The following is a 23647-nucleotide window of genomic DNA, read 5'->3' as shown; positions in this document are numbered from 1 at the left end:
TAAGATGGAAAACAATACCAAATGAAGTGGTGACGCCCTAAATGTGTTCAGTTGCAGACTGTCACATAAGCGTCACAATTCTGTCGTCAAATACTGCCGAGAAAGGAAGTGAACCGTGGCCTTTACCAATAGCCAGCGTTTTTACCCGGAAACCCGGATGCGCCGCATGCGTGCGGATGAGTTTTCCCGACGTCTGATGCGCGAGAACGTCCTGACCACCGATGACCTTATCTATCCGGTGTTCGTACTTGAGGGGGAAGGACAGGTCGAGGATGTGCCGTCGATGCCCGGCGTCAAGCGTTACAGCATCGACCTGCTGGTGGAAAAAGCACATGAGTGGCATGCGTTGGGTATTCCCGCGCTGGCACTGTTTCCGGTAACGCCGGCCTCGGCCAAGAGCGAGTTTGCCGAAGAGTCATACAACCCGAATGGGCTGGTGCAGCGTACCGTACGTGCGCTCAAGGCAGCCCTGCCCGAATTGGGCATCATGACCGATGTGGCGCTGGATCCCTTCACCACTCATGGTCAGGACGGCATCATCGACGAGGACGGCTACGTACTCAATGACCGCACCGTGGATACTCTGGTCAAGCAGGCTCTGTCCCATGCTGAGGCCGGTGCCGATATTGTCGCACCCAGTGACATGATGGATGGTCGTATCGGCGTCATCCGTGATGAGCTGGAAAGCCACGGCTTCGTCAATACCCGGATCATGGCGTATTCCGCCAAGTATGCCAGTGCATACTACGGTCCTTTCCGTGATGCAGTGGGTTCGGCGGGTAACCTGGGCAAGGGCAACAAGTTCAGTTATCAGATGGACCCGGCCAACAGTGACGAGGCGCTGCATGAAGTCGCCCTTGATCTGGCCGAGGGGGCTGACATGGTGATGGTCAAGCCGGGGATGCCTTATCTGGATATCGTGCATCGTGTCAAAACGGAACTGAAAGCGCCGACTTTCGTCTATCAGGTCAGCGGGGAGTATGCCATGCACGTGGCAGCTTTCCAGAACGGCTGGCTGGACGAAGAGGCCATCATCATGGAGAGCCTGCTGGCATTCAAGCGAGCGGGCGCCGATGGCATTCTGACCTACTTTGCGGTCAGGGCGGCGGAGATACTTAATCGCTAATAGAGAATATACTCGAATGGATGACAGCTTGGACCTGGGAGGTTACATCATGAGCACAACCCCGTTGGACCCGGAGGTGCTGCAGGAACAAAGCGAGGCGACCGCCGCGCTGCTGGAGAGCCGCGAGATCCTGCCCACCATCGACCCGATCGAGGAGGTGCCGGTCGACCTCAAGGCGCCCGAGCTGTACATCAACCGTGAACTGAGTCATCTGCAGTTCAACGTGCGGGTGCTGGAGCAGGCGCTGGACGAGAGCTACCCGCTGCTGGAGCGGCTGATGTTCCTGCTGATTTTCTCCAGCAATCTGGATGAATTTTTCGAGATCAGGGTCGCCGATCAGCTGCGCCAGCTCAAGTATGGTCGCGAGGCGGTTGGCCCGGATGCCATGCACCCGCAGAAGGTGCTCGACAAGATCAGCGAGATCTGTGCGGTCAATGTGGATCGTCAGTACCGGATTCTCAACGACATCATGTTCCCGGCGCTGGAAGCGGAGAATATCCGTTTCGTTCGCCGTGCCGAATGGACCGATGCCCAGCGTGCCTGGGTGCAGGAATATTTCGAGGACCAGGTGCTGCCGGTGATCAGTCCCATCGGTCTGGACCCGTCGCACCCTTTCCCCCGTCTGGTCAACAAGAGCCTCAACTTCATCGTCGAGCTGGATGGCAAGGACGCTTTCGGGCGTGAGACCGGTATGGCGATCATTCCGGCACCTCGTTCGCTGCCACGGTTGATCCGTCTGCCCGACGAGCTGTGCGAAGGGGGCGATAACCTGATCTTCCTGTCCTCGATCATCCACGAGTTCGCCGAAGAGCTGTTCCCGGGGATGAAGGTGGATGGCTGCTATCAGTTCCGCATTACCCGTAACGCGGACCTGAGCTTCGATTTCGAAGAGATCGAGGACCTGGCGCGTGCGCTGCGGGGGGAGTTGCACTCGCGCAAGTTCGGTGATGCGGTCCGTCTTGAGGTCGACAGCCGTACTCCGGCGGAGCTGATCGGTTTCCTGCAGGCCGAGTTCAGCCTTCCGGACAGCCATGTCTACCGTGTTAACGGGCCGGTGAACCTGACACGGCTGATGGCGGTGCGTGACCTGGTCGATCGTCCCGAGCTGCGCTGGAAGCCGTTCACCCCGGGCATGCCCAACAAGCTCAAGAGCTCCGACGACATCTTTGTCGCTCTGCGCAAGAATGACCAGCTGCTGCAGCATCCTTTCCAGTCCTTTACTCCGGTGGTGGATCTGCTGCGTCAGGCGGCCAAGGATCCTCAGGTCGTGGCGATCAAGCAAACGCTTTATCGTACCGGGGTCAATTCCGATATTGTCAACGCACTGGTAGAAGCCGCTCGCAACGGCAAGGAAGTCACCGTTGTGATTGAGCTGCGCGCGCGCTTCGATGAAGAGAGCAACCTGCAGCTGGCCAGCCGCCTGCAGGAAGCCGGTTGCCTGGTGGTATATGGAGTGGTCGGCTACAAGACACACGCCAAAATGATGCTGGTCGTGCGTCGAGAGGGCAGTGAACTGGTGCGCTACAGCCATCTGGGCACCGGTAACTACCACTCGGGTACGGCTCGGCTGTATACCGATTACAGCTTCATGACGGCTGACCCTGAGATCGGTGAAGACGTGCACAAGATCTTTCAGCAGCTGACCGGAATGGGCAAGATCCAGAAACTGCAGAAGCTTTACAATGCTCCCTTCACGCTGCACGCCAAGATGCTTGAGCTGATGCAGAACGAAATTCGTAACGTGAAGGCCGGCAAGAAGGGCCGTATCATCATCAAAGTGAACGGGCTGACCGAACCCAAACTGATCCGGGGTCTTTATGAGGCGTCTCAGGCCGGGGTACAGGTCGATCTGATCATTCGAGGCATGTGCCGTCTGCGTCCGGGTCTGGAAGGCGTTTCGGATAACATCCGGGTACGTTCGATTATTGGGCGTTTTCTCGAGCACACGCGGGTTTACTGGTTTGCCAACGAGGGTGGCAAACCGGTCGTGATTGGCTCCAGTGCCGACTGGATGGAGCGTAACATGCTCAACCGAGTCGAAACCGCCTTTGAGCTCTCTGGCAAGCACGCAGAGCGGATTCGCCGTGAGCTGGACTACTACCTGCGAGACAACACCCAGGCCTGGGAGCTGCACTCCGATGGCAGTTACACCCTGGTCCAGCCCGGTGAAGGTGAAGAGCGTTTCAGTGCCCAGCAGGCGCTGCTGGACGAACTCGCTTCCTGATCAGCCTCGCAGCAGGCTGGCATAGCCGCTGCGATAATCCGGATAGAGGAAACGGTAGCCGCTGGCCTTGAGCCGGCGGTTGCTGCAACGCTTGCTGCCGCCGCGGCGCACCGGCTGGCGCGTCTTGATTTTGACCCCCATCTGCTTGGCCAGCCACTCCATCACTTCATGAATGGGTGTAGGCGCGTCATCACTGGCCAGATACAAAGGCTTGAGCGTCATGCCGTCCTCTGCTCGCTGCAGCAGATGCATCAACACCCCGACGCAGTCATCCCGGTGAATACGATTGCTGTAGTGCAAGGGCTCGGCGGGCGCTGCGATCCCGGCCTGGACCTGGCGTTGCAAATGGGTTCTGCCCGGTCCGTAAATACCGCTGAAGCGCACGACGGTGGCCGGAATACCGCTGTTGAGGGCCAGTTGCTCGCTGGCCAGCAGAATACGGCCGCGCTCGTTGTCCGGCTGCACCGGTGACTGCTCGTCGACCCAGTCATGCTCATGCTGGTGGTACACCCCGGTACTGCTTGCGAGGAACAGATGACGGGGAGCATCCGGCAAGGCCTCCAGCAGATGGCGCAGACCATCGACATAGGTGGCCCGATAGACCTCAGGGTCTGCACTCTTGGCGGCGGCCGTATAGAACAGATAATCGCAGGCCGGCAGGTTGACGAGGCTGGCCGGATTGCTCAGATCGGCAGCAATGCCGTGGATGCTGTCCGGCAGCTGGTTTATAGTACGGCGAAGCCCGAACACCTGTGCCCCGGTGGCACTGAGTCTGAGCCCCAGTTGGGTTCCGATGTCGCCACAGCCGGCGATGAGCACGCGTTGTTCCCGCATTTCGACCCCTATTGCATTTGGTTTTGTTCATCCTAACAGAGGTACGCCCCGATGACGCTGACGGAGCTTCGATACATTGTCACCCTGGCCCAGGAGCAGCATTTTGGCCATGCCGCCGAGCGCTGTTTTGTCAGCCAGCCGACATTATCGATAGCAGTCAAGAAGCTGGAAGAGGAGCTGGGGGTAGCGCTGTTTGAGCGCAGCAAGAATGCGGTGAGGGTCACGCCGGTAGGCGAAAAGGTCGTGCGCCAGGCGCAGACCGTGCTGGAACAGGCTGAAGCGGTAAAGGAGCTGGCGCGAGAAGGTCGCGACCAGTTGGCGAGCCCGCTGCGGATTGGTGCCATTTACACCATCGGCCCCTACCTGTTCCCCCAGCTGATCCCGCAAATTCAGCGTCTGGCGCCCAACATGCCGCTGTACATCGAGGAAAATTTCACCGACAACCTGCGTACCAAGATTCGCAACGGTGAGCTGGATGCCATCATTATTGCGCTGCCGTTCCACGAGGCCGACGTGTTGACCCGCCCGCTGTATGACGAGCCGTTCCTGATGGTGATGCCCAAGGGGCACGAATTGGCCGGGCAGGATGAGATCGACACCAAGCAGATGAATGAAATCCGCATGTTGTTGCTGGGTGAGGGTCACTGCTTCCGTGATCAGGTGCTTGAAGCCTGCCCGACACTGAATCAGTCGTTCCACGATCAGCACACGGTGACCGAGGGCAGTTCGCTGGAAACCATCCGCATGATGGTAGCCTCCGGCCTGGGGACCAGTGTGTTGCCGCTGTCGGCGATCGATAACCACCCGGCCAGTGATCTCATTGAAATCCGTCCCTTCAAGCAGCCGCAGCCCATGCGCACAGTGGCGGTGGCCTGGCGTGCCAGTTTTCCCCGCCCGCAGGCGATCGATGTTCTGGTCGAAGCCATCAACCATTGCCAAGTGAAGGCCGGGGGTGATGGGCAGCGCTGAGCAGGGACGGGAGATGCAGAGTGCTCCCGTGCAGGGTGTTCCCGTTACCGAACTCAAAGGTGTCGGGACGGCACTTGAGCTCAAGCTTGAGCGGCTGGGGGTGCGCACGGTTCAGGACCTGATCCTGCATCTGCCGCTGCGGTATCAGGATCGTACTCGGGTGGTACCGATCGGTAGCCTGAAGCCCGGCGATGAGGTTGTGATTGATGCCACGATTCGTGCGGCGGATGTGGTTCAGGGCCGTCGGCGTAGCCTGTTGTGCCGGGTGCAGGATGGCAGCGGCACGCTGACCTTGCGTTTTTTTCACTTTAACGCCGCGCAGAAAAACAGCTTCCGCCCCGGCAAGCGTCTGCTCTGCTTCGGAGAGGCCCGGCCCGGTCCCGGTGGGCTGGAGATGGTGCACCCCGAATACAAGCTGCTCAAGAGCGATGGCCCGGCCCTGATGGCCGACCGGCTCACGCCAGTCTACCCACTCACCGAAGGCATGACTCAGGGGCGGGTGCGGTCGTTGATTACATTGGCACTGGAATGGATGGATCGAGAAGGGCTGGAAGATCTCTTGCCTGAAGCTCTGCTGGCCAAGTGGCAACTGCCCCCGTTAACCACTTCGTTGCATTATCTGCACCACCCACCGGTGGATGCCGATCAAACATTGCTTCTGGAAGGCAAGCACCCTGTGCAGCGCCGACTGGCGATGGAGGAGCTGCTGGCGCATCACCTCTCATTGCAGAAGATCCGCCAGCAGGTGCAGCAGCAGGGCGCACCTGCGCTCAAAGCCAGCGGGGAGCTGAGCCGCCCCTTTCTGGATGCACTGCCCTTTGCGCTGACAAACGCGCAGCTGCGCGTGGCCCGAGAAGTGGCCCGGGACCTGCAAAAGCCGGTACCGATGCTCAGACTGGTGCAGGGGGATGTCGGTTCGGGCAAGACAGTGGTAGCGGCGCTGGCAGCGCTGCAGGCGGTGGAGAACGGGCTGCAGGCGGCCGTGATGGCCCCGACCGAGATTCTGGCCGAGCAGCATCATATCAATTTCACGGCCTGGCTTGAGCCGCTGGGCATCAAGTTGGCCTGGCTGGCCGGCAAGGTGAAGGGCAAAGCGCGGGAAACCCAGCTGGCAGCAATCCGCAGTGGTGAGGCCCAGGTCGTAGTGGGCACCCATGCGCTGTTTCAGGAAGAGGTGGCCTTTGCTGACCTGGGTGTCGTGGTGATTGACGAACAGCACCGTTTCGGCGTGCATCAGCGTCTGAGCCTGAAGGAGAAGGGGCGTAACGGCGAGCGCAGCCCCCACCAGCTGATCATGACGGCGACTCCTATTCCGCGCACCCTGACCATGAGCGCCTATGCCGATCTGGACTGCTCGATTATCGATGAGTTGCCGCCGGGGCGCACACCGGTGCAGACCGTTGTGATTGCGGATTCTCGCCGTGACCAGGTCATTGAACGGGTCCGTCAGGCCTGTGAGCAGGGGCGGCAGGCCTATTGGGTCTGCACCCTGATCGAAGAATCGGAAGCCCTGCAGTGTCAGGCCGCCGAGGTGGCGGCTGAGAGCCTCAAGGAAGCCTTGCCGCAATTGCGTGTCGGTCTGGTGCACGGGCGCATGAAACCGGCGGAAAAGGCCGAGATCATGGCACGCTTCAAGGCAGCCGAGCTGGACCTGCTGGTGGCGACCACGGTGATTGAGGTTGGGGTTGATGTGCCCAATGCCAGTCTGATGATCATCGAGAACCCGGAGCGCCTAGGGTTGGCCCAGTTGCACCAGCTGCGTGGACGCGTCGGTCGCGGCAGTGTCGAAAGCTTCTGCGTGCTGATGTACCATGCGCCCCTCTCGAAGCAGGGGCGCGAACGGCTGGCGGTGATGCGTGAGACCACCGACGGTTTCCGCATTGCCGAGAAGGATCTGGAACTGCGTGGCCCGGGCGAAGTATTGGGTACCCGACAGACCGGCATGATGCAGTTTCGCATTGCCGATCTGCAACGCGATGCCGATCTGCTGCCGAAAATACATCAGGTGGCGGCCGAGCTGAATCAGCTGCCAGCCCTCAACGAAGCCCTGATCCGACGTTGGCTGGGCAATGGAGATATCTATGCACAAGTTTGATACCCGTCGCCTGTCACCGACCGCGGCCCAGCTGGCGCTGATCGAACAACAGATTGGGCGCGAGCCCCGCGGTATAGAGGCGGTCGCCTGTGCCACGACCGGCGGTCTGCCGTTGGTGCTGCAGATGCGAACTCTGGTTGCGGACCAGCCTTTTCCTACGTTGTACTGGCTCAGCTGCCGGGATTTGTGTCGCGCGATCGGTCGAATCGAAGACAGTGGCTGGGTGAAGCAGATCGAGCAGGAGCTGCAGGACAATGAGGCGCTGCGTACGGAGTATCTGGCTCAGCAGCAGCGTTATGTGGAGCTGCGCTGGCGGCTGATGCGCGACGATGACCGCGCCCGAATCGAGCAGCTGGGTTTCACCGAACTGTTCGACCGTTACGGGATTGGCGGCATAGCCCAGTGGGACAAGGTGCGTTGCCTGCATATGCAGTATGCGCACTGGCTGGCAGATGGAGATAACGTCATCGGTGAACGTTTGGAGCAGGAATTTGCCCTCAGCAGTACCGATATTCGTCTCTAGTCGTTTCGGTTCTGACGGCACAAACAAAAACGGCGACCCAGGGTCGCCGTTTTCATAAACTGCTCAGCAATTACTTGCCGGTCAGCTTGTGGTATTTGTCCATCAGCATCTCTTCGGTTTCGACATGATCCGGATCTTTCGGGATACAGTCGACCGGGCAGACTTCTACGCACTGCGGCGTATCGTAGTGGCCCACACATTCGGTGCATTTGTTCGGGTCGATCTCATAGATCTCGTCACCCGGAGAGATCGCCTCATTGGGGCATTCCGGTTCACATACATCACAGTTGATGCATTCATCGGTAATCATCAAAGCCATGACTGGCTACCTCACTCAATCTGACAGGTTCTTTATTTCTGGCTCAGGTGCTGCTTTAGCGCGCTGGCTACGGCCGGATGCACGAACTGGTCAACATCGCCGCCCAGAGACGCGATTTCGCGGATCAGCGTCGACGAGATGAACGATAGATGTTCGGCCGGTGTCAGGAACAGGCTTTCCGCTTGGGGAGCCAGTTTCCGGTTCATGTTGGCCAGCTGGAATTCGAATTCGAAATCGGACACGGCACGCAGTCCGCGCAGAATAATATTGGCATTCTGCTCACGGACCAGATTGGCCAGCAGGCAATCGAAACCGATCACTTCCACATTAGGCAGATGGGCCAGTGCGGTGCGTGCCAGCTCGACGCGCTGTTCCAAAGGCAACATCGGCTGTTTTTTGGGGCTGGCTGCCACGGCGAGCACGACGCGATCAAACATGCGCGCAGCACGACCGACCAGGTCGGAGTGACCGTTGGTAATCGGGTCGAAGGTACCGGGGTAGATTGCCGTATTCATAGCGGTTCAGCTGACCTTGTTGGGGCTAATGGGCAACACTGTTGAGCGGATGTTAGCCGAATTGGGCAAGTGGCACAAATAGATTAGAGGAATGATAAATACAAAAAAGGTTATTAAAAAATAATCCTTTATTTTAAAAGGTTATATTTGAGGATGACATATTTATGACATTTTGATTAAGGTTGATCTGTCGGCCTTGAGCTACAGGAACAGGCTCAATAAGGTTTGCTATCGAAACATGCTAATGCCAATGTCATAAGGAGCCCCCGCATCATGGCACGAAGAACCCCGGAAGAAGCCGCTCAAACCCGGCAGCAGCTCATTGAGACCGGATTGCAGCTGTTCAGCCGTCAGGGTATTGAAAATACGACGTTGAAACAGGTTGCCCAGGCGGCCGGTGTCACCCATGGTGCGCTCTATTGGCATTTTCGCAATCGTGCCGATCTGCTGCTACAGATTCATCATGCCTACGAGTTACCCTTTGAAGCCCAGTATCTTGAGCAACGCCAGGGCGCTCAGCAGGATGCTTTGGCAGCTTTGCGCCAGTACGTCATGGGGGTGCTGGCTGAATTTGCCCGCCTGCCAGCAGCTGGAGCGATCTATAAAATCTTTTACATGGCTGCCACACCGGTCGCGGACCTTGCCGAAGTCGAGCCTGAATTGAGCGATAATCGAACGCTGTGGCAGGATCAGCTCAAGTTTTTTCTCAAGCAGGCTCGCAAGCAGAAGCAGTTGCGTAAAAACAGTTCGCCTGCCGCACTGGCGTTCTGTCTGCAGGCGGCTTTGAGTGGGCTGTTGCAGGAGTGGCTGAAGTCAGAGGGCCGCTTCGATCTGCAGGCCGAAGGTCAAATGTTAATCGATATCCTGCTGGCCGGGTTGCCGCATAAATAGTCGGTAGGCAACCTGTCCGGCCTGCTTCTCTCGATACAGTTGCCAGTTATGTGGCAGTTGCTCCAGTTGCAGCTCCACCTCGGTCTCAACGTAGATCAGCGCTTCGTCAGCCAGTAACTGATGCTGCTCCAGCAGGGCACACACAGGGGCGGCCAGCCCCTTTCTGAATGGCGGATCCATGAAAACCAGGTCATAGCGTACCTCCTCATTGGTGGAGCGTTGCTCCAGCCAGGTCGGCACCGAGTTGCCGATCAGCTCGGCATTTTGAGCCTTCAGCGAGTTCAGGTTACTGCGCAGCTGGCGGACGACTTCCGGCGCCTGATCAACGAAGGTAACCGAGGCCGCGCCACGAGACAGGGCCTCCAGTCCCAACGCTCCGCTACCACAGAACAGATCCAGGCAGCGAGCACCCGGCACATAGGCTTGCAGCCAGTTGAACAGTGTTTCGCGCACGCGGTCGGGTGTTGGCCGCAATCCCTCAATCGCCGGGAAGTCCAGCTTGCGACCGCGCCACTCGCCCCCAATGATTCGAACGTTGGACTGGGGCTGGGGAGCTGCTGGGCGGCGGGAACGGGAGTTGTTGCGGCGTGGCATCGCGGCGGTCCTTAAGGTGAAGCGGGCAATGAAAGGGTGTGATAGTAATCAGACTCAAGCCGCGCCTGCAACCAGAGTTGCAATTCATCGGGTGTAATCGTCATCAGTGCCTTCGGTAACCGAGTCAATGTATCCGCGGGCAATTGGTGAATGGCCAGCAGGTCTACCCAGAACTGCTGGCGCTCTGGATGCCTGATCTGCTCCATAACCGCTTCTCGTGCCGGTTCCAGATCAACCGAGGCCAGCTGTTGCGGTAGCCAGCCCTTCAGTGCCGGCCAGCTGTCACCTTGCAGTATCAGTGTGGTGCGCCCGTGTGGCAGAGCAGGTATCCAGCTGAGGCTATAGCCGGCCTGGATGCCGTTGTTCTGATGCTGTTCCAGCCACATCGACAGTTGCTGTTGAATGCTCTCTCTGGCCAGCAGGTTGAGTGCAAACAGCTCCACAGAGCCCACCGCCGGCAGTGACCAGCGGTGCAGATGCAGACCCGTTGGGGTGGCGGGTGCCGCGACCGGTAGCGCCTTGAGCAGCAGCTCTTGGGTCGATGCTATCGGTGTCGGTGGGTGATCGGTCGGCAGCTCCAGCGATAGCGGCTCGGGCGAAGACAGAGTCAGCTGCCATCGCCCCGGTTGCAGCCAGGCCTGATAAGCGGTGAGGGGATTCAACCTGTAGCCATCGGGCTCCTGGTCCGGGAACTGGCTCTTAAGCCAGGCTTCGGGCTCCTGCCGGGCAAGGTAGTGCTCCGCCTGAGCTCGCTTGAGCAGTGCCGGCCAGTCAACGGATGGAGGAACCTGGAGTTCTTGCAGCAGCCAGGACAGCTCGGCAGATACAGGAGCCTGATCCAGGTTGAGGGCAAGCAGCACGTGTCCGGGCTGGCGCTGGAATGTGGGCAATGCCCCCAGTCGTTGCTGCCAGTGGGTTTGAACGTTTTTATTGCCCAGTCGCTGTTGCAGGGCATGCAACAGCAGTTGCTGTTCGAGTTGATGACCACTTGAGATATCCAGCGGCTGGGGCAGCAGTAGATGAAGTCGGTAGGTGCTCTGGGCTGGTGCCGTTTGCTGATAAACGCGCAGGTCCGGGTTCGCTTGCCAGGCCGAAGGCTCGGGGTCGGAGCCCAGTCGGGACAGCAGCAGAATGATGCCTGGTAAAAACAGGATCAGCAGGCTGAGGTGGCGGCGGCTGAGTAATGGTCGTGTCATGGGCAGAGATCAGCCTGTTGTTGGCCGGGTTTGTCCGGGGTGGCTCTGTGCTAAGATAGCCGCCCAGTGAATCATTGAATTTCAGCGGCGCCCTGACAGGCTGTCGAAAAGTAGAACTGTGCAGCCTGCGCAGCGTTAATCTGGCTACCAGAATAACCTTTTCAACACCCTTCGAGGGGCTCTCTACAGCGGATATTACAGATTATGGAAGCGCTCTACACCTGGATGACTGAACAAGGTCTTGATCCTGCAACCTTCCCCTATATTGCCGGTGCCATACTGGTGATCCTGCTGCTTGTTATCGTGCGCCTGAGCCGTCGGCAGGCCGGTATTGCGGCTGAGCGTGAAGCCGCTGAGCAGGCGCGCCTGCAGGCTGAAGCGGATCGCAAGGCCGCTGCTGAGGCTGAACAGGCAGCGGCACGGCGTCAGGCTGAGGAGCAGGCGGAAGCCGAACGTCTGGCTGCTGAGCAGGAAGCCATCCGCAAGGCGAGCGAGGAAAAAGCGGCTCGAGTAGCGGCAGAACAGGCCGCCGCCGAACGTCAGGTTCAGGCTCAGGTTCAGGCAGAAGCAGAACAGCGGGCGAAAGCCGCGCAGGAACAGGCTGAGTCCGAACGTCAGGCGGCTGAGGCCGCAGCTGTTGCTCGTGAGGCTGCACAAGCTGAAGCGGCCCGTGTGGCCGCAGAAGTGGCTGAAGCTGCAGCACTCAAGGCCAAGCAAGAGGCTGAGGTTCAGGCCGCCGAGGCGGCTGAGCGCGAACGTCAGGCGAAGGCGGAAGAAGAGCGTCGTGTACGTGAGGAAGCGGAGCGTCAGGCGGCTGAAAAAGCAGTGGCAGAAGAAGCAGCGCGCCGGGCTGCCGAGGAAGCCGAGCGTCAGGCACGTGAAGAAGCCGAACGCATTGCAGCCGAAGAAGCGGCTGCACGCCAGGCCGCGGAAGAAGCGGAACGTCGCGCTGCTGAGCAGGCCGCTGCCGAAGAGGCGGAACGAATTGCGGCTGAAAAGGCTGCTGCAGAGGCAGAACGTCAGGCCGCCGAAAAGGCTGAGGCTGAAGCGGCCGAGCGCAAGGCGGCAGAAGAAGCGGCTGCTGCGCAGGCTGCAGCCACTGAAGACAAGAAGGGCGGTTTCTTCGCGCGTATCAAGAGTGGCCTCAGTCGCACCAAGGCCAACCTGACCGAACAGCTGGGTGATCTTTTCCTCGGTGCCAAGGAGATCGATGAAGACCTGCTTGAAGAGATCGAAACCACGTTGCTGATGGCTGATGTGGGAGTTGAAGCAACCACTGAAATCATTGAGCGTCTGACGGACCGTGTGGAACGCAAACAGCTTAAAGATGCTGATGCGCTGAAAGAGGCGCTGCAGCAGGAATTGGCTGCGCTGCTGGGTAACGTTGAGCATCAGTTGCAGTTGCCGGAGAAAAAGCCGGCAGTGATCCTGATGGTGGGCGTCAATGGTGTCGGCAAAACCACAACCATCGGCAAACTGGCGAAGAAATTCCAGGCCGAGGGCAAGTCGGTCATGCTGGCCGCCGGCGATACCTTCCGTGCTGCCGCGGTAGAGCAGCTGCAGGTCTGGGGTGAGCGTAACAACGTGCCCGTGGTGGCCCAGCATACCGGTGCCGACTCTGCTTCGGTGATCTTCGATGCGCTGCAGTCGGCCCAGTCCAAGGGGATCGACGTGCTGATCGCGGATACCGCCGGTCGCCTGCAGAACAAGGATAACCTGATGCAGGAACTGCAGAAGGTGGTGCGTGTGATGCAGAAGCTGGATCCGGAGGCACCACACGAAGTGATGCTGGTTCTGGATGCCGGTACCGGACAAAACGCCATCAGTCAGGCCAAGGAGTTCAAGAGCGCGGTGGGTGTCAGCGGTATCACCCTGACCAAGCTCGATGGTACTGCCAAGGGCGGCATCATCTTTGCCATCGCCAAACAGTTCGATCTGCCGATTCGCTTTATCGGTGTGGGTGAGCAGGTCGACGATCTGCGACCCTTTGAGGCCGAGGAGTTCGTCAAGGCGCTGTTCGATTGAGGTGACGCATGGCTGCAATCCGGTTCAGTAATGTCTTTAAACGCTACGCCAGCGGCCAGGATGCCCTGCTGGGAGTGAACTTCGAACTCGCATCGGGTGAGATGGCATTCCTGACCGGACATTCGGGGGCTGGCAAGAGTACCCTGTTGAGGCTGATCATGTTGATGGAAAGGCCCAGCCGTGGCCAGGTCTGGGTGGGACAGCAGGACCTGTCCCGTCTGCACCGATCGCAGATCCCCTATTTGCGTCGACAGATTGGCGTCGTGTTCCAGAATCACCAGCTGTTGTTTGATCGCTCGGTTTTCGACAACGTCGCTCTGCCGTTGCAGATCAGCGGTTACGATCCGGCCGATGCGGCGCGACGCGCCCGAGCTGCGCTGGATAAGGTCGGGCTGCTGGCGCGGGAAAAGCATAACCCTGTCACCCTGTCGACGGGGGAGCAGCAGCGGGTGGGTATCGCCCGGGCCATTGTGCACAAGCCGAAACTGCTGCTGGCCGATGAGCCAACCGGTAACCTGGACCCAGAGCTGTCCGAAGACATCATGCGCCTGTTTGGCCAGTTCAACAGCATCGGCACGACGGTGCTGATTGCCAGTCATGATCTGTCTCTGATCAATCGCATGCAGCATCGCATGCTGACACTGAGGAACGGGAGGCTGGTGGCCGATGTCTAGACCAAGACGCAAGGAGCCGGAAACTCCGGCGCAGCGTTCGACCGAACGGGGTGCGACCGCACCGCGCCGAGGCGCCCAGCAGCACCAGATCCTGTTCGCGGACCGCAGCCGAAGCTGGCGTCGTCACCACCTGAATGTCGCCCGTGAGTCACTGTTGCGACTGAAGCAAACCCCGGTGGCATCCGTGATGACGCTGGCGGTGCTGGCGATTGCACTGGCGTTGCCGGGTTTTTTGCTGGCGGCGCTGGGCAATTTGCAGGCTCTGACCGATGGCTGGGACCCTCAGCCACGCATTGCGCTATACATGCAGACCGAACTCAGCGATGCCGCAATCGACAGTTTCAGTCGCGAGCTGCTGCTGCGTGAGGATCTCAGCTCCGTTGAGCTGATCAGTCGCCAGAAAGGACTGGAAGAGTTTCGTCAGTACAGCGCATTTGCGGACCTGCTGGAGCGCTTCGACAGCAACCCGCTGCCGGCGGTGATCATGGTGTTGCCGAAGGACAGCGATCCGCTGCAGCTGCCGCTGGTTCGCAACGAGCTGGCGGCACTGCCGGGAGTGGATGAGGCTCAGCTCGATATGGAATGGGTGCAGCGCTTGGCGGCCGGGCTGGCCTTGGCCCAGCGTGGCAGTTACGTGCTGGGAGGATTGCTCGCACTGGCCGTGCTGCTGGTCGTGGGGAATACGGTGCGCATGACCATCGAAAGTCGGCGAGACGAAATTCTGGTAAGCAAACTGGTCGGTGCGACCGATGCCTGGGTGCGACGTCCTTTTCTGTACAGCGGTTTCTGGTTCGGCCTGCTGGGCGGCCTGCTGGCCTGGTTGTTGGTCCAGGTGGCCCTGATGTTGCTGGCTCAACCGGCACAGGCACTGGCGGATCTCTATTTGAACGAGTTCGAGTTGCAGGGTCTGGGCTTTCAGGGTTCGATGATCATGCTGGCGTCTGCAACCCTGTTGGGGCTGTCAGGCTCTTGGCTGGCCGTTTCCCGACATTTGCGGGAAATCGAACCGGGTGCTGCCATCCCGGGTGATGTCTAGGCGAGGGTAAGGTATTTGTAACACTTGCCCCGCAGACTGATTCACGTTAAGTTTTCCTGTCCGTTGATGGGCGGTTGGTGCCGGAAGCGAACTTTTTCCGTGTTCGGGCGTCAAACCATCGAGTTTATCCACGGCACACTTGTTACAAGTGAACCAAAGAGTTTTGCGAGGTCATTCCTGAATGGGCACAAGCTTGCAAGTTGTTGAACAGCTATCACCGGGCCGCAATGTCGATGCCTATGTTCAGACTGTGAGTGCCATCCCGATCCTTTCCGCAGAAGAGGAACGGGAACTGGCAGAGCGCCTGCATTACCAGAGCGATCTTGAAGCGGCACGCCAGCTGGTTATGTCGCACCTGCGTTTCGTGGTTCATATTGCCCGCAGCTATTCCGGCTATGGTCTGCCGCTGGGCGATCTGATCCAGGAAGGCAACGTCGGCCTGATGAAGGCCGTCAAGCGTTTCGACCCGACCATGGGCGTGCGTCTGGTGTCCTTCGCCGTACACTGGATCAAGGCCGAAATGCATGAATTCATTCTGCGCAACTGGCGAATCGTCAAGATTGCCACTACCAAGGCCCAGCGCAAGCTGTTCTTCAACCTGCGTTCGCAGAAGAAAAAGCTGAGCTGGATGACCAATGAAGAGGTGGAAGCGGTCGCTGAGGATCTTGGTGTGGATGCCAAGACCGTGCGTCAGATGGAGGGTCGCCTGGCGTCCACGGATACCGCCTTCGATGCACCGGTGGGTGAGGATGAAGACAGCAGCTACCTGTCACCCTCTGCCTATCTGGAAGATCATTCGGCGGATCCGGCCGTGCAGCTGGAAGAGGCCAACTGGGAGGAAGACTCTCAGCGTCGACTGCTCTGTGCGATGAATGCGCTGGATGAGCGCAGTCGTGACATTCTGGCGCGACGCTGGCTGGCCGAAGAGAAGGCCACGCTGCATGAGCTGGCAGCCGAATACAATGTGTCTGCCGAGCGCATCCGCCAGCTGGAAAAAAACGCCATGAAGAAAATTCGCGGCGCCATGCTGGAAGCCTGACGTTTCGCGCCGCCGCGTCACTGAAGCCGCCGTCGAGCGGCTTTTTTCATTTCAGGCGCTGGTCGCAAACCCGTTATAATGCTGCCCAGGAGAGACGATGTCCGCCCGTTTTACATTGGTAACAGCCGCCCTGCTGGGCGCCATCGCCGTTGCGTTAGGGGCTTTTGCCGCCCATGGCCTCAAAACGGTGCTCAGTGAACGCCTGCTGGAGGTCTTTCAGACTGGTGTCGAATATCAGTTCTGGCACGTCGGAGCCCTGTTGGTGACCGGACTGCTGCAACGCAAAGGCAATAGCCGAGGGCTGCAAATCAGCGCGGTGGCGTTTCTGACCGGTGTTGTCTGCTTCAGCGGCAGCCTCTACGTCCTGGCCTTGAGCGGCATACACTGGCTGGGCGTGATTACGCCGCTGGGCGGCATCGCTTTCATCATCGGCTGGCTGAGTCTGGCCGTATCGATCTATCAACAGGAAAAACAGTATGCAGATTCAGGTAAATGGTGACGCTCTGGATGTCAGCGAGAACGTGACACTTGCCGAGCTGGTCGATCAGCTCGAACTGACCGGCAAAAGGATCGCGATTGAACTGAATCTGGAAATCATCCCGCGCAGCGAGCACGCATCAACTCGGCTGAATGCCGGTGATCAGGTCGAAATTGTCCATGCCATCGGTGGCGGCTGAAGCCCAGCGGCCAGGCGCACCATACAACCACATTCATACCAGGGTACAGATGATGTCAGAGCTAGAGAACAACGATCCGCTGATCATTGCCGGACAGTCCTTCAAATCCCGTTTGCTGGTGGGGACCGGAAAATACAAGGATATGGCGGAAACCGGTGCTGCGATTGAGGCCAGTGGAGCCGAGATCGTCACCATGGCTGTCCGCCGAACCAATCTCGGCCAGAATCCGGATGAGCCCAACCTGCTGGACGTGATCAGCCCCGACCGTTACACCCTGCTGCCCAACACCGCTGGCTGCTATACGGCCGAAGATGCGGTTCGCACCTGCCGACTGGCGCGAGAGCTGCTGGATGGCCATGATCTGGTGAAGCTGGAAGTGCTGGGAGACCAGAAAACCCTGTACCCCAACATCATCGAGACCGTGAAAGCCGCTGAAACGCTGGTCAAGGACGGCTTCAAAGTGATGGTGTACACCAATGACGATCCGATTGTGGCCAAGCGGCTGGAAGAGATCGGCTGTGTGGCGGTTATGCCGCTGGGCTCACTGATCGGTTCGGGTCTCGGGATTCAGAACCCGCACAATATTCGCCTGATCATGGAAGAGGCTCGGGTGCCGATTCTGGTCGATGCCGGTATCGGCACGCCCTCTGAAGCTGCCATGGCCATGGAAATGGGATGTGCCGGCGTGCTGGTCAACTCGGCGATTGCCGGTGCCCAGAACCCGGTGCTGATGGCCAAAGCGATGCAGAAGGCCGTTCAGGCTGGCCGTGAGGCCCACCTGGCCGTGCGCATGCCGCGCCGTGCCTATGCCAGTGCTTCCTCACCGCTGGATGGCGTGATCAGCGGCCGCTAAACGCAAATATTCGGAGCCCCGAGGGGCTCCAGCAACTGACAGATGTGATGATGACTGAAGAACAGAAACCCTTGCGCCGGATTCGCAGCTTTGTGGTAAGGGCCGGTCGCATGACCGAAGGCCAGCAGCGTGCCATGGAGCAGAACTGGCCCAAGTATGGGCTGGAGTTGAAAGATGGCAAGATCGACTATGCCACCGTGTTTGGTCGTGAGGCCCCGGTTGTGCTGGAGATCGGCTTTGGCATGGGCGATTCGCTGATCGAAATGGCACGTCGTGCACCGGAAAAGGACTTCATCGGCATCGAGGTGCACCCTCCAGGCGTCGGACGCCTGTTGTCCCGGGTTGAGGAGGAAGGCCTGACCAACATCCGTGTTTACTGTGATGATGCGGTTGAGGTGCTGGCCCAGTGCATTCCCGATGCCAGTCTCGACACGCTGCAGCTTTTCTTTCCCGACCCCTGGCACAAGAAGCGCCATCACAAGCGCCGCATTGTTCAGCCGGAATTTGCCCAGAAGATCCGCCAGAAGCTCCGCATCGGTGGCTGCTTCCACATGGCAACCGATTGGGAAAACTACGCTGAACACATGATGGAGGTGATGTCTGCAGCAGACGGATATCGCAATCAGGCGGGGTCAGGGCAGTATTCTCCTCAGCCCGAGTGGCGCCCGGTCACCAAGTTCCAGCAGCGTGGCGAACGCCTGGGGCATGGCGTCTGGGATCTGATGTTTGAGCGTATTGAATAAGCAGTAGAGGAGATTGCCCGATGACCGATACATTGGCAGCAACACAGCAGACGCTGGATTATCGCGCTGCCCTGAAAGCCGTGACAGCAGCCAGCGAGCAGGCTGAAACCCTGGGCGTGAAGGTCAGCATTGCCGTGGTAGGACGGGCTGGTCAACCGCTGGCTCAGCTGAGCCTCAATGATGCACCGCCCCAGACGGCATTGTTGGCGCTGCGCAAGGCGCGTACCTCGGCAGGCTTCAAGGTACCCAGCAACTTCTTCCGTGACAACAACGCTGAAGACATACACCTGCTGGCAGCGCTGGATACTCACCCGGATCTGCTGATGCTGGGCGGAGGGCTGCCGATCAAGCTGGCTGGCGAGTGTATTGGTGCCATCGGCGTTTCCGGTGCCTCTCAGGCGGAGGACATTGCCTGTGCTGAAGCGGCACTGGCGGCGCTGGGCGTTCTCGTGGACTAGACCGGCTGATGAGCAAGCACACACAGGGGGCTGGTTCAGCCCCCTTTCTGTTTATGGCGGTTGTCTCCGCCGTGCTGATGGGCACCATCGGTGTGATCTCGCAATATGCCGGGCTCAGCGCCGAGACTCTGACCTTCTACCGTCTCGGATTCGGGGCGGCACTGATGCTGGGTTATCTGCTGCTGGTGGGGCAGGTCGGTCTGCTGCGGGTCTGGCCCTCCTGGCGGGTGCTGGCCAACGGCGGTCTGCTCGCCGCCTTTATCGTCTGCTACGTTCAGGCGATGCTCTATACCAGCATGGCCAATGCGATCATGATGGTCTATCTGTCACCGGTGATGGCGTCGGTCGTGGCCCATTTTGCCATGGGGGAGCGCCTGACCGCTGCCGGCGTTGGCCTGATTCTGCTGGCACTCTTCGGCTTTGCCACGATGATGGAGTTCGAGCTGAGCTTTGAAAACGCCGAGGATGCGACCGGCATGGCATTTGCGGCGGTGGCGATGCTGGCCTACGCCGGATTCATCCTGCTGAACCGAGTGATGCCGACACACCTGCATGCCTATACCCGTTGCTGGTACCAGTTGCTGGCTGGTGCGTTGTGCATGCTCCCGTTGATGCTGCAGCAAGGTGAGAGCATTCATCTGGAGCAGTGGGGGTGGCTGTTGCTGGCCGGTCTGTTGCCGGGCTTTTTGGCGATCCTGTTTGCCGTCATTGCACTCAGAGAACTACCGGCGGCCACCTTTGGTACTCTGGCCTATATGGAGCCGATCGCCGTGGTGAGCTTTGGCTGGGTTCTCTTCGATCAGTCGCTCAGCCCGCAGCAACTGACCGGATGCGGCCTGATACTGGGCTCTGGTGTGGCTCAGGCATTGCTGAGCCAGCACCATGAGCGTCGGGTGCGAGCCGAACTGGCGGTTCAGTCCTGAGCGCTGACCTCACCAGCGCTCGTGCCCGCCATCCCGGTGATGACCTTGACCCTTGTGGTCATGCCGGTCGCCTCGGTGATCACGCATCTCGGCCAGCTTCTGTTCCTGTTCCGGCGTCAGGATGGCATAGAGGGATGCCTTGAAGTCGGCCTGCGCCTGCATCTTTTCCGCCAGCTGCTGTTGCATCCGAACGATATGCTGTTTCACCTGCTGCTGGTAGTCAGGAGCGTTGGGGTCCAGTTCGGCCAGCAGCGCATGCCGCTTCGGGGGTTGACCCTGCATACGGTCAGCTTGGTCAGCGAACAGTGCTCGTACTGATGCCTGCTGTGCTTCATCCAGTTGCAGCTGACGCGTCATTCGCTCGACCCGCTTATCGGCCCGGTCGGCTGCGCTGCAGCCACCCTGTTGTCCAGCATAAGCCAATGCACTGCTGCCTGCGACCAGCGTAATGGCCAGTGCGGATACGATCATCTTGCGTGTTTTCATCGGGAATTCCTTCTGTGTTGATCTGCTGGCCAGTATGGCCAAGCGGTGCGCAAAGTTGTGTGCACAGGGAGTAAAGTTAGGTAAAGCCTGACCGAGGCTGCAGGGGCTCGGGCTAGAATGGTCGCAGGAGGAAGGTAGATGCAGAACAAGACATTGCTGCTGGTGGATGATGACCGCGAGCTCTGCGCCATGTTGGCCGAGTATCTGGGGCATGAGGGCTATCAGGTCGAGACAGCATACTCCGGGGAGGCGGCGCTGGCGGCGCTGCAGCGGAGTACTCCGGACTTGCTGGTGCTGGATATCATGATGCCGGGTATGAGTGGGCTGGAGCTGCTGCAGCTGCTGCGCCCTCACAGCGAGGTGCCGGTGCTGATGCTGACCGGCCGGGGTGAGGCGATCGACCGCATTCTGGGGCTGGAAATGGGGGCGGACGATTATCTGTCAAAGCCTTGCCATCCTCGTGAGCTGTCAGCACGGATCAAGGCAATCCTGCGCCGCTGTGATACGGGGGGCAGAACAGCCGATGAGATGCCTGCAGGAGCCTTTCCAACGCAGCCGTTGGCATTAGAGGGCTTAACGCTCGATCCCGGGCAGCGAGAGGTGCGCTTTCAGGGTCAAATGCTGCAGCTGACCAGTGCCGAGTTCAATGTGCTGGCCTACCTGATGCAGCATGCAGGCCGTGTGCTGGGCAAGGCCGAACTGACTCGGTGGGTTTTGCACCGAGAGCTGGGTGCCTATGACCGTGCTATCGATGTCCATGTGAGTCGAGTACGCCAGAAGCTGGCGGTTGTATCGGGTGATGAGTGCGAGCTGATCAAGACCGTGCGCGGGCAGGGTTATCAGTTCATCCGGAGCCTCATATGAGATGGTATAAGCGACTGTTCTGGAAAATGTTCCTGGTGATCTGGCTGGTCAGCCTTCTGGGCATGAGCGGCGTGTTTCTTCTGGTCAGCAACCGTTACGACCAGGAGCATCGTCTGGAGCTGCTGGAAGCCCGGGCACGTGGGCAGGCCACGTTGATGCTGGAACGTTTTGAAGCCGGAGTGGCCAACTGGCATATGCTGCCTGGGCGGCACCGCCCGGTTCCTCTTTGGTTGTATGAAGGCGATAGCCGCATGCCCTTGATGCCCTGGTTGCCTGAGCCGCCACGCAAAACGCTGAAGCTGACGCTGACCACGGACAGTGGGCGGGAGTACCGTGCACGAGTGGCGCTGCCCCGAGAGGCTTTCCATGCCGAGCGCCTGCTGGGCAGGCTGTTCTCATTGCAGATGGTCCTGATTCTGATTATCTCGGCACTATCGGGGCTGGTTCTGGGGGCGCTGGTCGTCAGACCCATCCAGCGTTTACGTGAACATGTACGAGAGTTGCATCAGGCGCAGGATCTTACCCTCAGAGCGGATGCAGGCCTGAGCCGGCGGCAGGATGAAATCGGTGAGTTGACCCGTGAATTTGATCGATTGGTGGGATCGGTGGAGCAGACGCTGCTGGCCCAGCAACGCTTGTTGCAGGATGTCTCTCATGAGCTAAGGGCTCCACTGGCACGCCTGCAGGCGGCGGCCGGTCTGATTGAGCAGCGATTGGCACCGGATGACTCGATGATGGACAGGATCAATCGGGAATGCGATCGCCTGGACGCACTGATCGGCGAGATTCTCAGTTTCAGCCGTCAGCAGCGTGATCAGAGTGCGACCGACTTTTCGTTGACCGAACTGTGTCTCGAGTTGCAAGAAGAGGTGCGCCTGCGTCAGCCAGAGCGCCGCTTCAGCCTTGAATTGCCCTCCAGCGAAGTGTGCTATCACGGGGTGCCTGAGCTGCTGCGTTGCGCATTGCAGAACGGCATTGAAAATATTCTTCGCCATACCTCAGAGCAGACTGCGGCCTGTCTGAGCGTGCAGCCATTGGCCGATGGGCGTCTGTTGTTGCGGCTCAGTGATGCGGGGCCCGGTGTTGATCCCGAGGTGTTGCCGAGGCTTTTCGAGCCCTTTGTGCGGGACGAACACGCTGGCGGTGATGGCTTTGGTCTGGGCATGAGTATTGCGCGTCGCGCCGTACGGCAGCTGGGAGGAGAGATCAGCGCACACAACCGGCCGGAAGGTGGACTGGAACTCAGGCTGTTGTTGCCCCCGGCAGGCTGACCAGCCTTACCGGGTCACCGCTGTTAATCTCAAGCGCGTTTGCCAGTTCGGGGGTAACCCTGACCCGGGTCAGGGTCGGCTGAAGCCTGGCCTGAATACAGCGGAAGTCGCTGCTGCCGGTGTTACTCACCAGATAACTGCGGGCATCTTCGGGGGCAGGTGTGGGGTCGACCACGGCTTCAACGCGCCGGCTGCGGCGGATCGCATCAACCTCGTCGGGTCGTGCCGCCAGGGTGGGGCCTGCATCGAAGATATCGACATAGTTTTCGAAGCGGAAGCCCTGTGTCTGCAACAATCGACAGGCGGGTTCAGTGTTGGGATGGACCCGGCCGATGATGGCCTGTGCCTCCGGAGGCAGCAGGTGGATATAGATCGGGTGCTTGGGCATCAGTTCAGCGATGACCACCTTGTTGCCGGAGCCGGTCAGGAAATCCGCCTGCTGATAGTGCATGGAGAAAAAGTGTTGGCCCAACCCTTCCCAGAAGGGGTTACTGTCGTGCTGGTCGGTAAAGCCGCGCATTTCGGCGATAATGCGGTCGGCAAATCGCTGCCGGTGCTCGGCCATGAACAGGAAGCGGGCACGGGACAGCAGACCACCGCCGCCACTGCCGCGATAGGCCGGACGCAGGTAGAGCGAACAGAGCTCACTGCTGCCGGTGTAGTCGTTACACAGATAGAGAGTGCGGAACTCGTTATAAATTCCCAACTGGTGTGACGCATGCACGATGGTGCCGATGTGGTAGTGGTACCAGGGGGCATCAAGGCCAACGGCCGAGGTGATACCGCAGGTGCCCAGTACCTCGCCTGTGTCGGTTTCCTCCAGAACAAACAGATAGGTGACCGGTGAGGGGCCTTCGGCCGGGCGGGACAGGTAACTGATCGACTGTTCGATCTTGTGTTCGAGTAATGCCTCGTCGTCAGGCAGTGAGGTGAAGCCGGTGCCGGATTCGATGGCGATCGTTTTCAGCAGGTCATTATCCCTGGTGGTAATCGGACGTACGCGTAACATGCCGTCTGCCTCCTGCTGCAATAACATTCAGCTTAGAGTATAGGCGGCCTTGGCATAATGACAGGCGTTGCAGCACAGAGGTATGATTTGCAACAGGTTGTCATTGAGGAAGAAACGATGCACAAAAAACTGGTCAGTCTAGTGTTCAGCGCGCTGGTAATGCTGGGGTTGGGGACCGCTGTCAGCGGCTGCAGCACCATAGAAGGCGCAGGCAAGGATATCGAAAAGGCGGGTGAAGCGATTCGGGACGCGGCGCGTAACGCGAGCGACTGATCCCGTGCAGCCGGCACCGGCCCGGTCATG

General features: G+C 59.4%; 26 protein-coding genes. 19 read left to right on the top strand and 7 right to left on the bottom strand.

What is annotated here, in order from left to right; translation table 11 throughout:
- Positions 1–115 precede the first annotated feature (115 nt).
- Positions 116–1126, top strand: a complete 1011-nt coding sequence (hemB, locus tag LN244_RS16045; RefSeq protein WP_239040757.1) for a porphobilinogen synthase — start codon at positions 116–118, stop codon at positions 1124–1126.
- 49 nt (positions 1127–1175) lie between these two features.
- Positions 1176–3350, top strand: a complete 2175-nt coding sequence (ppk1, locus tag LN244_RS16040) for a polyphosphate kinase 1 (RefSeq protein WP_239040756.1) — start codon at positions 1176–1178, stop codon at positions 3348–3350.
- On the opposite strand, the gene LN244_RS16035 is transcribed toward ppk1, so the two are convergent.
- Entirely contained in the window at positions 3351–4184 is an 834-nt protein-coding gene (locus LN244_RS16035) for an SDR family oxidoreductase (RefSeq protein WP_239040755.1), read from the bottom strand. It lies immediately after the preceding gene.
- A 51-nt stretch (positions 4185–4235) separates the two neighbouring features.
- Here LN244_RS16035 and LN244_RS16030 point away from each other — a divergent pair, with 51 nt between their 5' ends.
- Genes LN244_RS16030 through LN244_RS16020 form a run of 3 tightly spaced genes read left to right on the top strand, consistent with a single transcriptional unit; the run spans position 4236 to position 7771 of the window.
- The gene (locus LN244_RS16030; RefSeq protein ID WP_239040754.1) at positions 4236–5153 is read left to right on the top strand and encodes a hydrogen peroxide-inducible genes activator; all 918 of its coding nucleotides are present in this window, start codon (positions 4236–4238) and stop codon (positions 5151–5153) included.
- Positions 5140–7248 carry an ATP-dependent DNA helicase RecG gene (recG, locus tag LN244_RS16025; protein WP_239040753.1) on the top strand — a complete coding sequence of 703 codons (2109 nt, stop codon included), beginning with the start codon at positions 5140–5142 and terminating at the stop codon, positions 7246–7248. Before LN244_RS16030 ends, recG begins: the two co-directional genes overlap by 14 nt.
- A complete protein-coding gene (locus tag LN244_RS16020; RefSeq protein ID WP_239040752.1) occupies positions 7235–7771 on the top strand; it encodes a DUF501 domain-containing protein in 537 nt (178 codons plus the stop codon). Before recG ends, LN244_RS16020 begins: the two co-directional genes overlap by 14 nt.
- Positions 7772–7841: 70 nt before the next feature.
- Here LN244_RS16020 and LN244_RS16015 read toward each other — a convergent pair whose 3' ends face one another.
- Positions 7842–8090 carry a YfhL family 4Fe-4S dicluster ferredoxin gene (locus LN244_RS16015; protein ID WP_239040751.1) on the bottom strand — a complete coding sequence of 83 codons (249 nt, stop codon included), beginning with the start codon at positions 8088–8090 and terminating at the stop codon, positions 7842–7844.
- 32 nt (positions 8091–8122) lie between these two features.
- A complete protein-coding gene (coaD, locus tag LN244_RS16010) occupies positions 8123–8605 on the bottom strand; it encodes a pantetheine-phosphate adenylyltransferase (RefSeq protein ID WP_239040750.1) in 483 nt (160 codons plus the stop codon).
- Positions 8606–8878: 273 nt separating this feature from the next.
- Here coaD and LN244_RS16005 point away from each other — a divergent pair, with 273 nt between their 5' ends.
- Complete coding sequence (locus tag LN244_RS16005; RefSeq protein ID WP_239040749.1) at positions 8879–9496, top strand: TetR family transcriptional regulator; 618 nt, start codon at positions 8879–8881, stop codon at positions 9494–9496.
- On the opposite strand, the gene rsmD is transcribed toward LN244_RS16005, so the two are convergent.
- On the bottom strand, positions 9458–10090 hold the full coding sequence (gene rsmD, locus LN244_RS16000; RefSeq protein WP_239040748.1) for a 16S rRNA (guanine(966)-N(2))-methyltransferase RsmD: 633 nt from the start codon (positions 10088–10090) through the stop codon (positions 9458–9460). The genes LN244_RS16005 and rsmD overlap by 39 nt on opposite strands.
- Before the next feature lie 11 nt (positions 10091–10101).
- Positions 10102–11286, bottom strand: coding sequence for a hypothetical protein (locus LN244_RS15995; RefSeq protein ID WP_239040747.1), 1185 nt, complete (start codon positions 11284–11286; stop codon positions 10102–10104).
- A gap of 684 nt (positions 11287–11970) precedes the next feature.
- Between LN244_RS15995 and ftsY the strand changes: the two genes are divergently transcribed.
- The 10 genes from ftsY to LN244_RS15945 all read left to right on the top strand — a co-directional run bounded on the left by ftsY (position 11971) and on the right by LN244_RS15945 (position 19714).
- Positions 11971–13311: a signal recognition particle-docking protein FtsY gene (ftsY, locus tag LN244_RS15990; protein WP_408904470.1), complete on the top strand. Its 1341-nt coding sequence runs from the start codon at positions 11971–11973 to the stop codon at positions 13309–13311.
- 8 nt (positions 13312–13319) lie between these two features.
- Positions 13320–13985, top strand: a complete 666-nt coding sequence (ftsE, locus tag LN244_RS15985; RefSeq protein WP_239040746.1) for a cell division ATP-binding protein FtsE — start codon at positions 13320–13322, stop codon at positions 13983–13985.
- Positions 13978–15021: a permease-like cell division protein FtsX gene (ftsX, locus tag LN244_RS15980; protein WP_239040745.1), complete on the top strand. Its 1044-nt coding sequence runs from the start codon at positions 13978–13980 to the stop codon at positions 15019–15021. Before ftsE ends, ftsX begins: the two co-directional genes overlap by 8 nt.
- 181 nt (positions 15022–15202) lie before the next feature.
- Positions 15203–16060 carry an RNA polymerase sigma factor RpoH gene (gene rpoH / locus LN244_RS15975; RefSeq protein WP_239040744.1) on the top strand — a complete coding sequence of 286 codons (858 nt, stop codon included), beginning with the start codon at positions 15203–15205 and terminating at the stop codon, positions 16058–16060.
- Positions 16061–16157: 97 nt separating this feature from the next.
- Positions 16158–16559 (top strand): DUF423 domain-containing protein, encoded by a 402-nt coding sequence (locus LN244_RS15970; RefSeq protein WP_239040743.1) that lies wholly within the window; start codon positions 16158–16160, stop codon positions 16557–16559.
- The gene (gene thiS, locus LN244_RS15965) at positions 16537–16737 is read left to right on the top strand and encodes a sulfur carrier protein ThiS (protein WP_239040742.1); all 201 of its coding nucleotides are present in this window, start codon (positions 16537–16539) and stop codon (positions 16735–16737) included. Before LN244_RS15970 ends, thiS begins: the two co-directional genes overlap by 23 nt.
- Positions 16738–16789: 52 nt before the next feature.
- The gene (locus tag LN244_RS15960; protein ID WP_239040741.1) at positions 16790–17590 is read left to right on the top strand and encodes a thiazole synthase; all 801 of its coding nucleotides are present in this window, start codon (positions 16790–16792) and stop codon (positions 17588–17590) included.
- Between the two features lie 50 nt (positions 17591–17640).
- A complete protein-coding gene (trmB, locus tag LN244_RS15955; protein ID WP_239040740.1) occupies positions 17641–18333 on the top strand; it encodes a tRNA (guanosine(46)-N7)-methyltransferase TrmB in 693 nt (230 codons plus the stop codon).
- Between the two features lie 20 nt (positions 18334–18353).
- Complete coding sequence (locus LN244_RS15950) at positions 18354–18791, top strand: GlcG/HbpS family heme-binding protein (protein WP_239040739.1); 438 nt, start codon at positions 18354–18356, stop codon at positions 18789–18791.
- Positions 18792–18799: 8 nt separating this feature from the next.
- Positions 18800–19714, top strand: coding sequence for a DMT family transporter (locus LN244_RS15945; protein ID WP_239040738.1), 915 nt, complete (start codon positions 18800–18802; stop codon positions 19712–19714).
- Between the two features lie 9 nt (positions 19715–19723).
- Here LN244_RS15945 and LN244_RS15940 read toward each other — a convergent pair whose 3' ends face one another.
- A complete protein-coding gene (locus LN244_RS15940; protein ID WP_239040737.1) occupies positions 19724–20200 on the bottom strand; it encodes a Spy/CpxP family protein refolding chaperone in 477 nt (158 codons plus the stop codon).
- Positions 20201–20338: 138 nt separating this feature from the next.
- On the opposite strand from LN244_RS15940, the gene LN244_RS15935 reads away from it, so the two are divergent.
- Together LN244_RS15935 and LN244_RS15930 are read left to right on the top strand one after the other, a co-directional pair.
- Positions 20339–21064 carry a response regulator transcription factor gene (locus tag LN244_RS15935; RefSeq protein ID WP_239040736.1) on the top strand — a complete coding sequence of 242 codons (726 nt, stop codon included), beginning with the start codon at positions 20339–20341 and terminating at the stop codon, positions 21062–21064.
- Complete coding sequence (locus LN244_RS15930) at positions 21061–22335, top strand: sensor histidine kinase (protein ID WP_239040735.1); 1275 nt, start codon at positions 21061–21063, stop codon at positions 22333–22335. Before LN244_RS15935 ends, LN244_RS15930 begins: the two co-directional genes overlap by 4 nt.
- Here LN244_RS15930 and astA read toward each other — a convergent pair.
- Positions 22307–23344 carry an arginine N-succinyltransferase gene (gene astA, locus LN244_RS15925; protein ID WP_239040734.1) on the bottom strand — a complete coding sequence of 346 codons (1038 nt, stop codon included), beginning with the start codon at positions 23342–23344 and terminating at the stop codon, positions 22307–22309. The two genes, LN244_RS15930 and astA, sit on opposite strands and share 29 nt — an antisense overlap.
- Before the next feature lie 117 nt (positions 23345–23461).
- Here astA and LN244_RS15920 point away from each other — a divergent pair, with 117 nt between their 5' ends.
- A complete protein-coding gene (locus tag LN244_RS15920; protein WP_239040733.1) occupies positions 23462–23617 on the top strand; it encodes an entericidin A/B family lipoprotein in 156 nt (51 codons plus the stop codon).
- Positions 23618–23647 lie beyond the last annotated feature (30 nt).

This window comes from Marinobacterium sediminicola (genome assembly GCF_022343685.1).
GTDB classification, from domain to species: domain Bacteria; phylum Pseudomonadota; class Gammaproteobacteria; order Pseudomonadales; family Balneatricaceae; genus Marinobacterium; species Marinobacterium sediminicola.
Note: the sequence above shows the minus strand (reverse complement) of the source record. Positions and strands in the feature narration are given on the sequence as shown.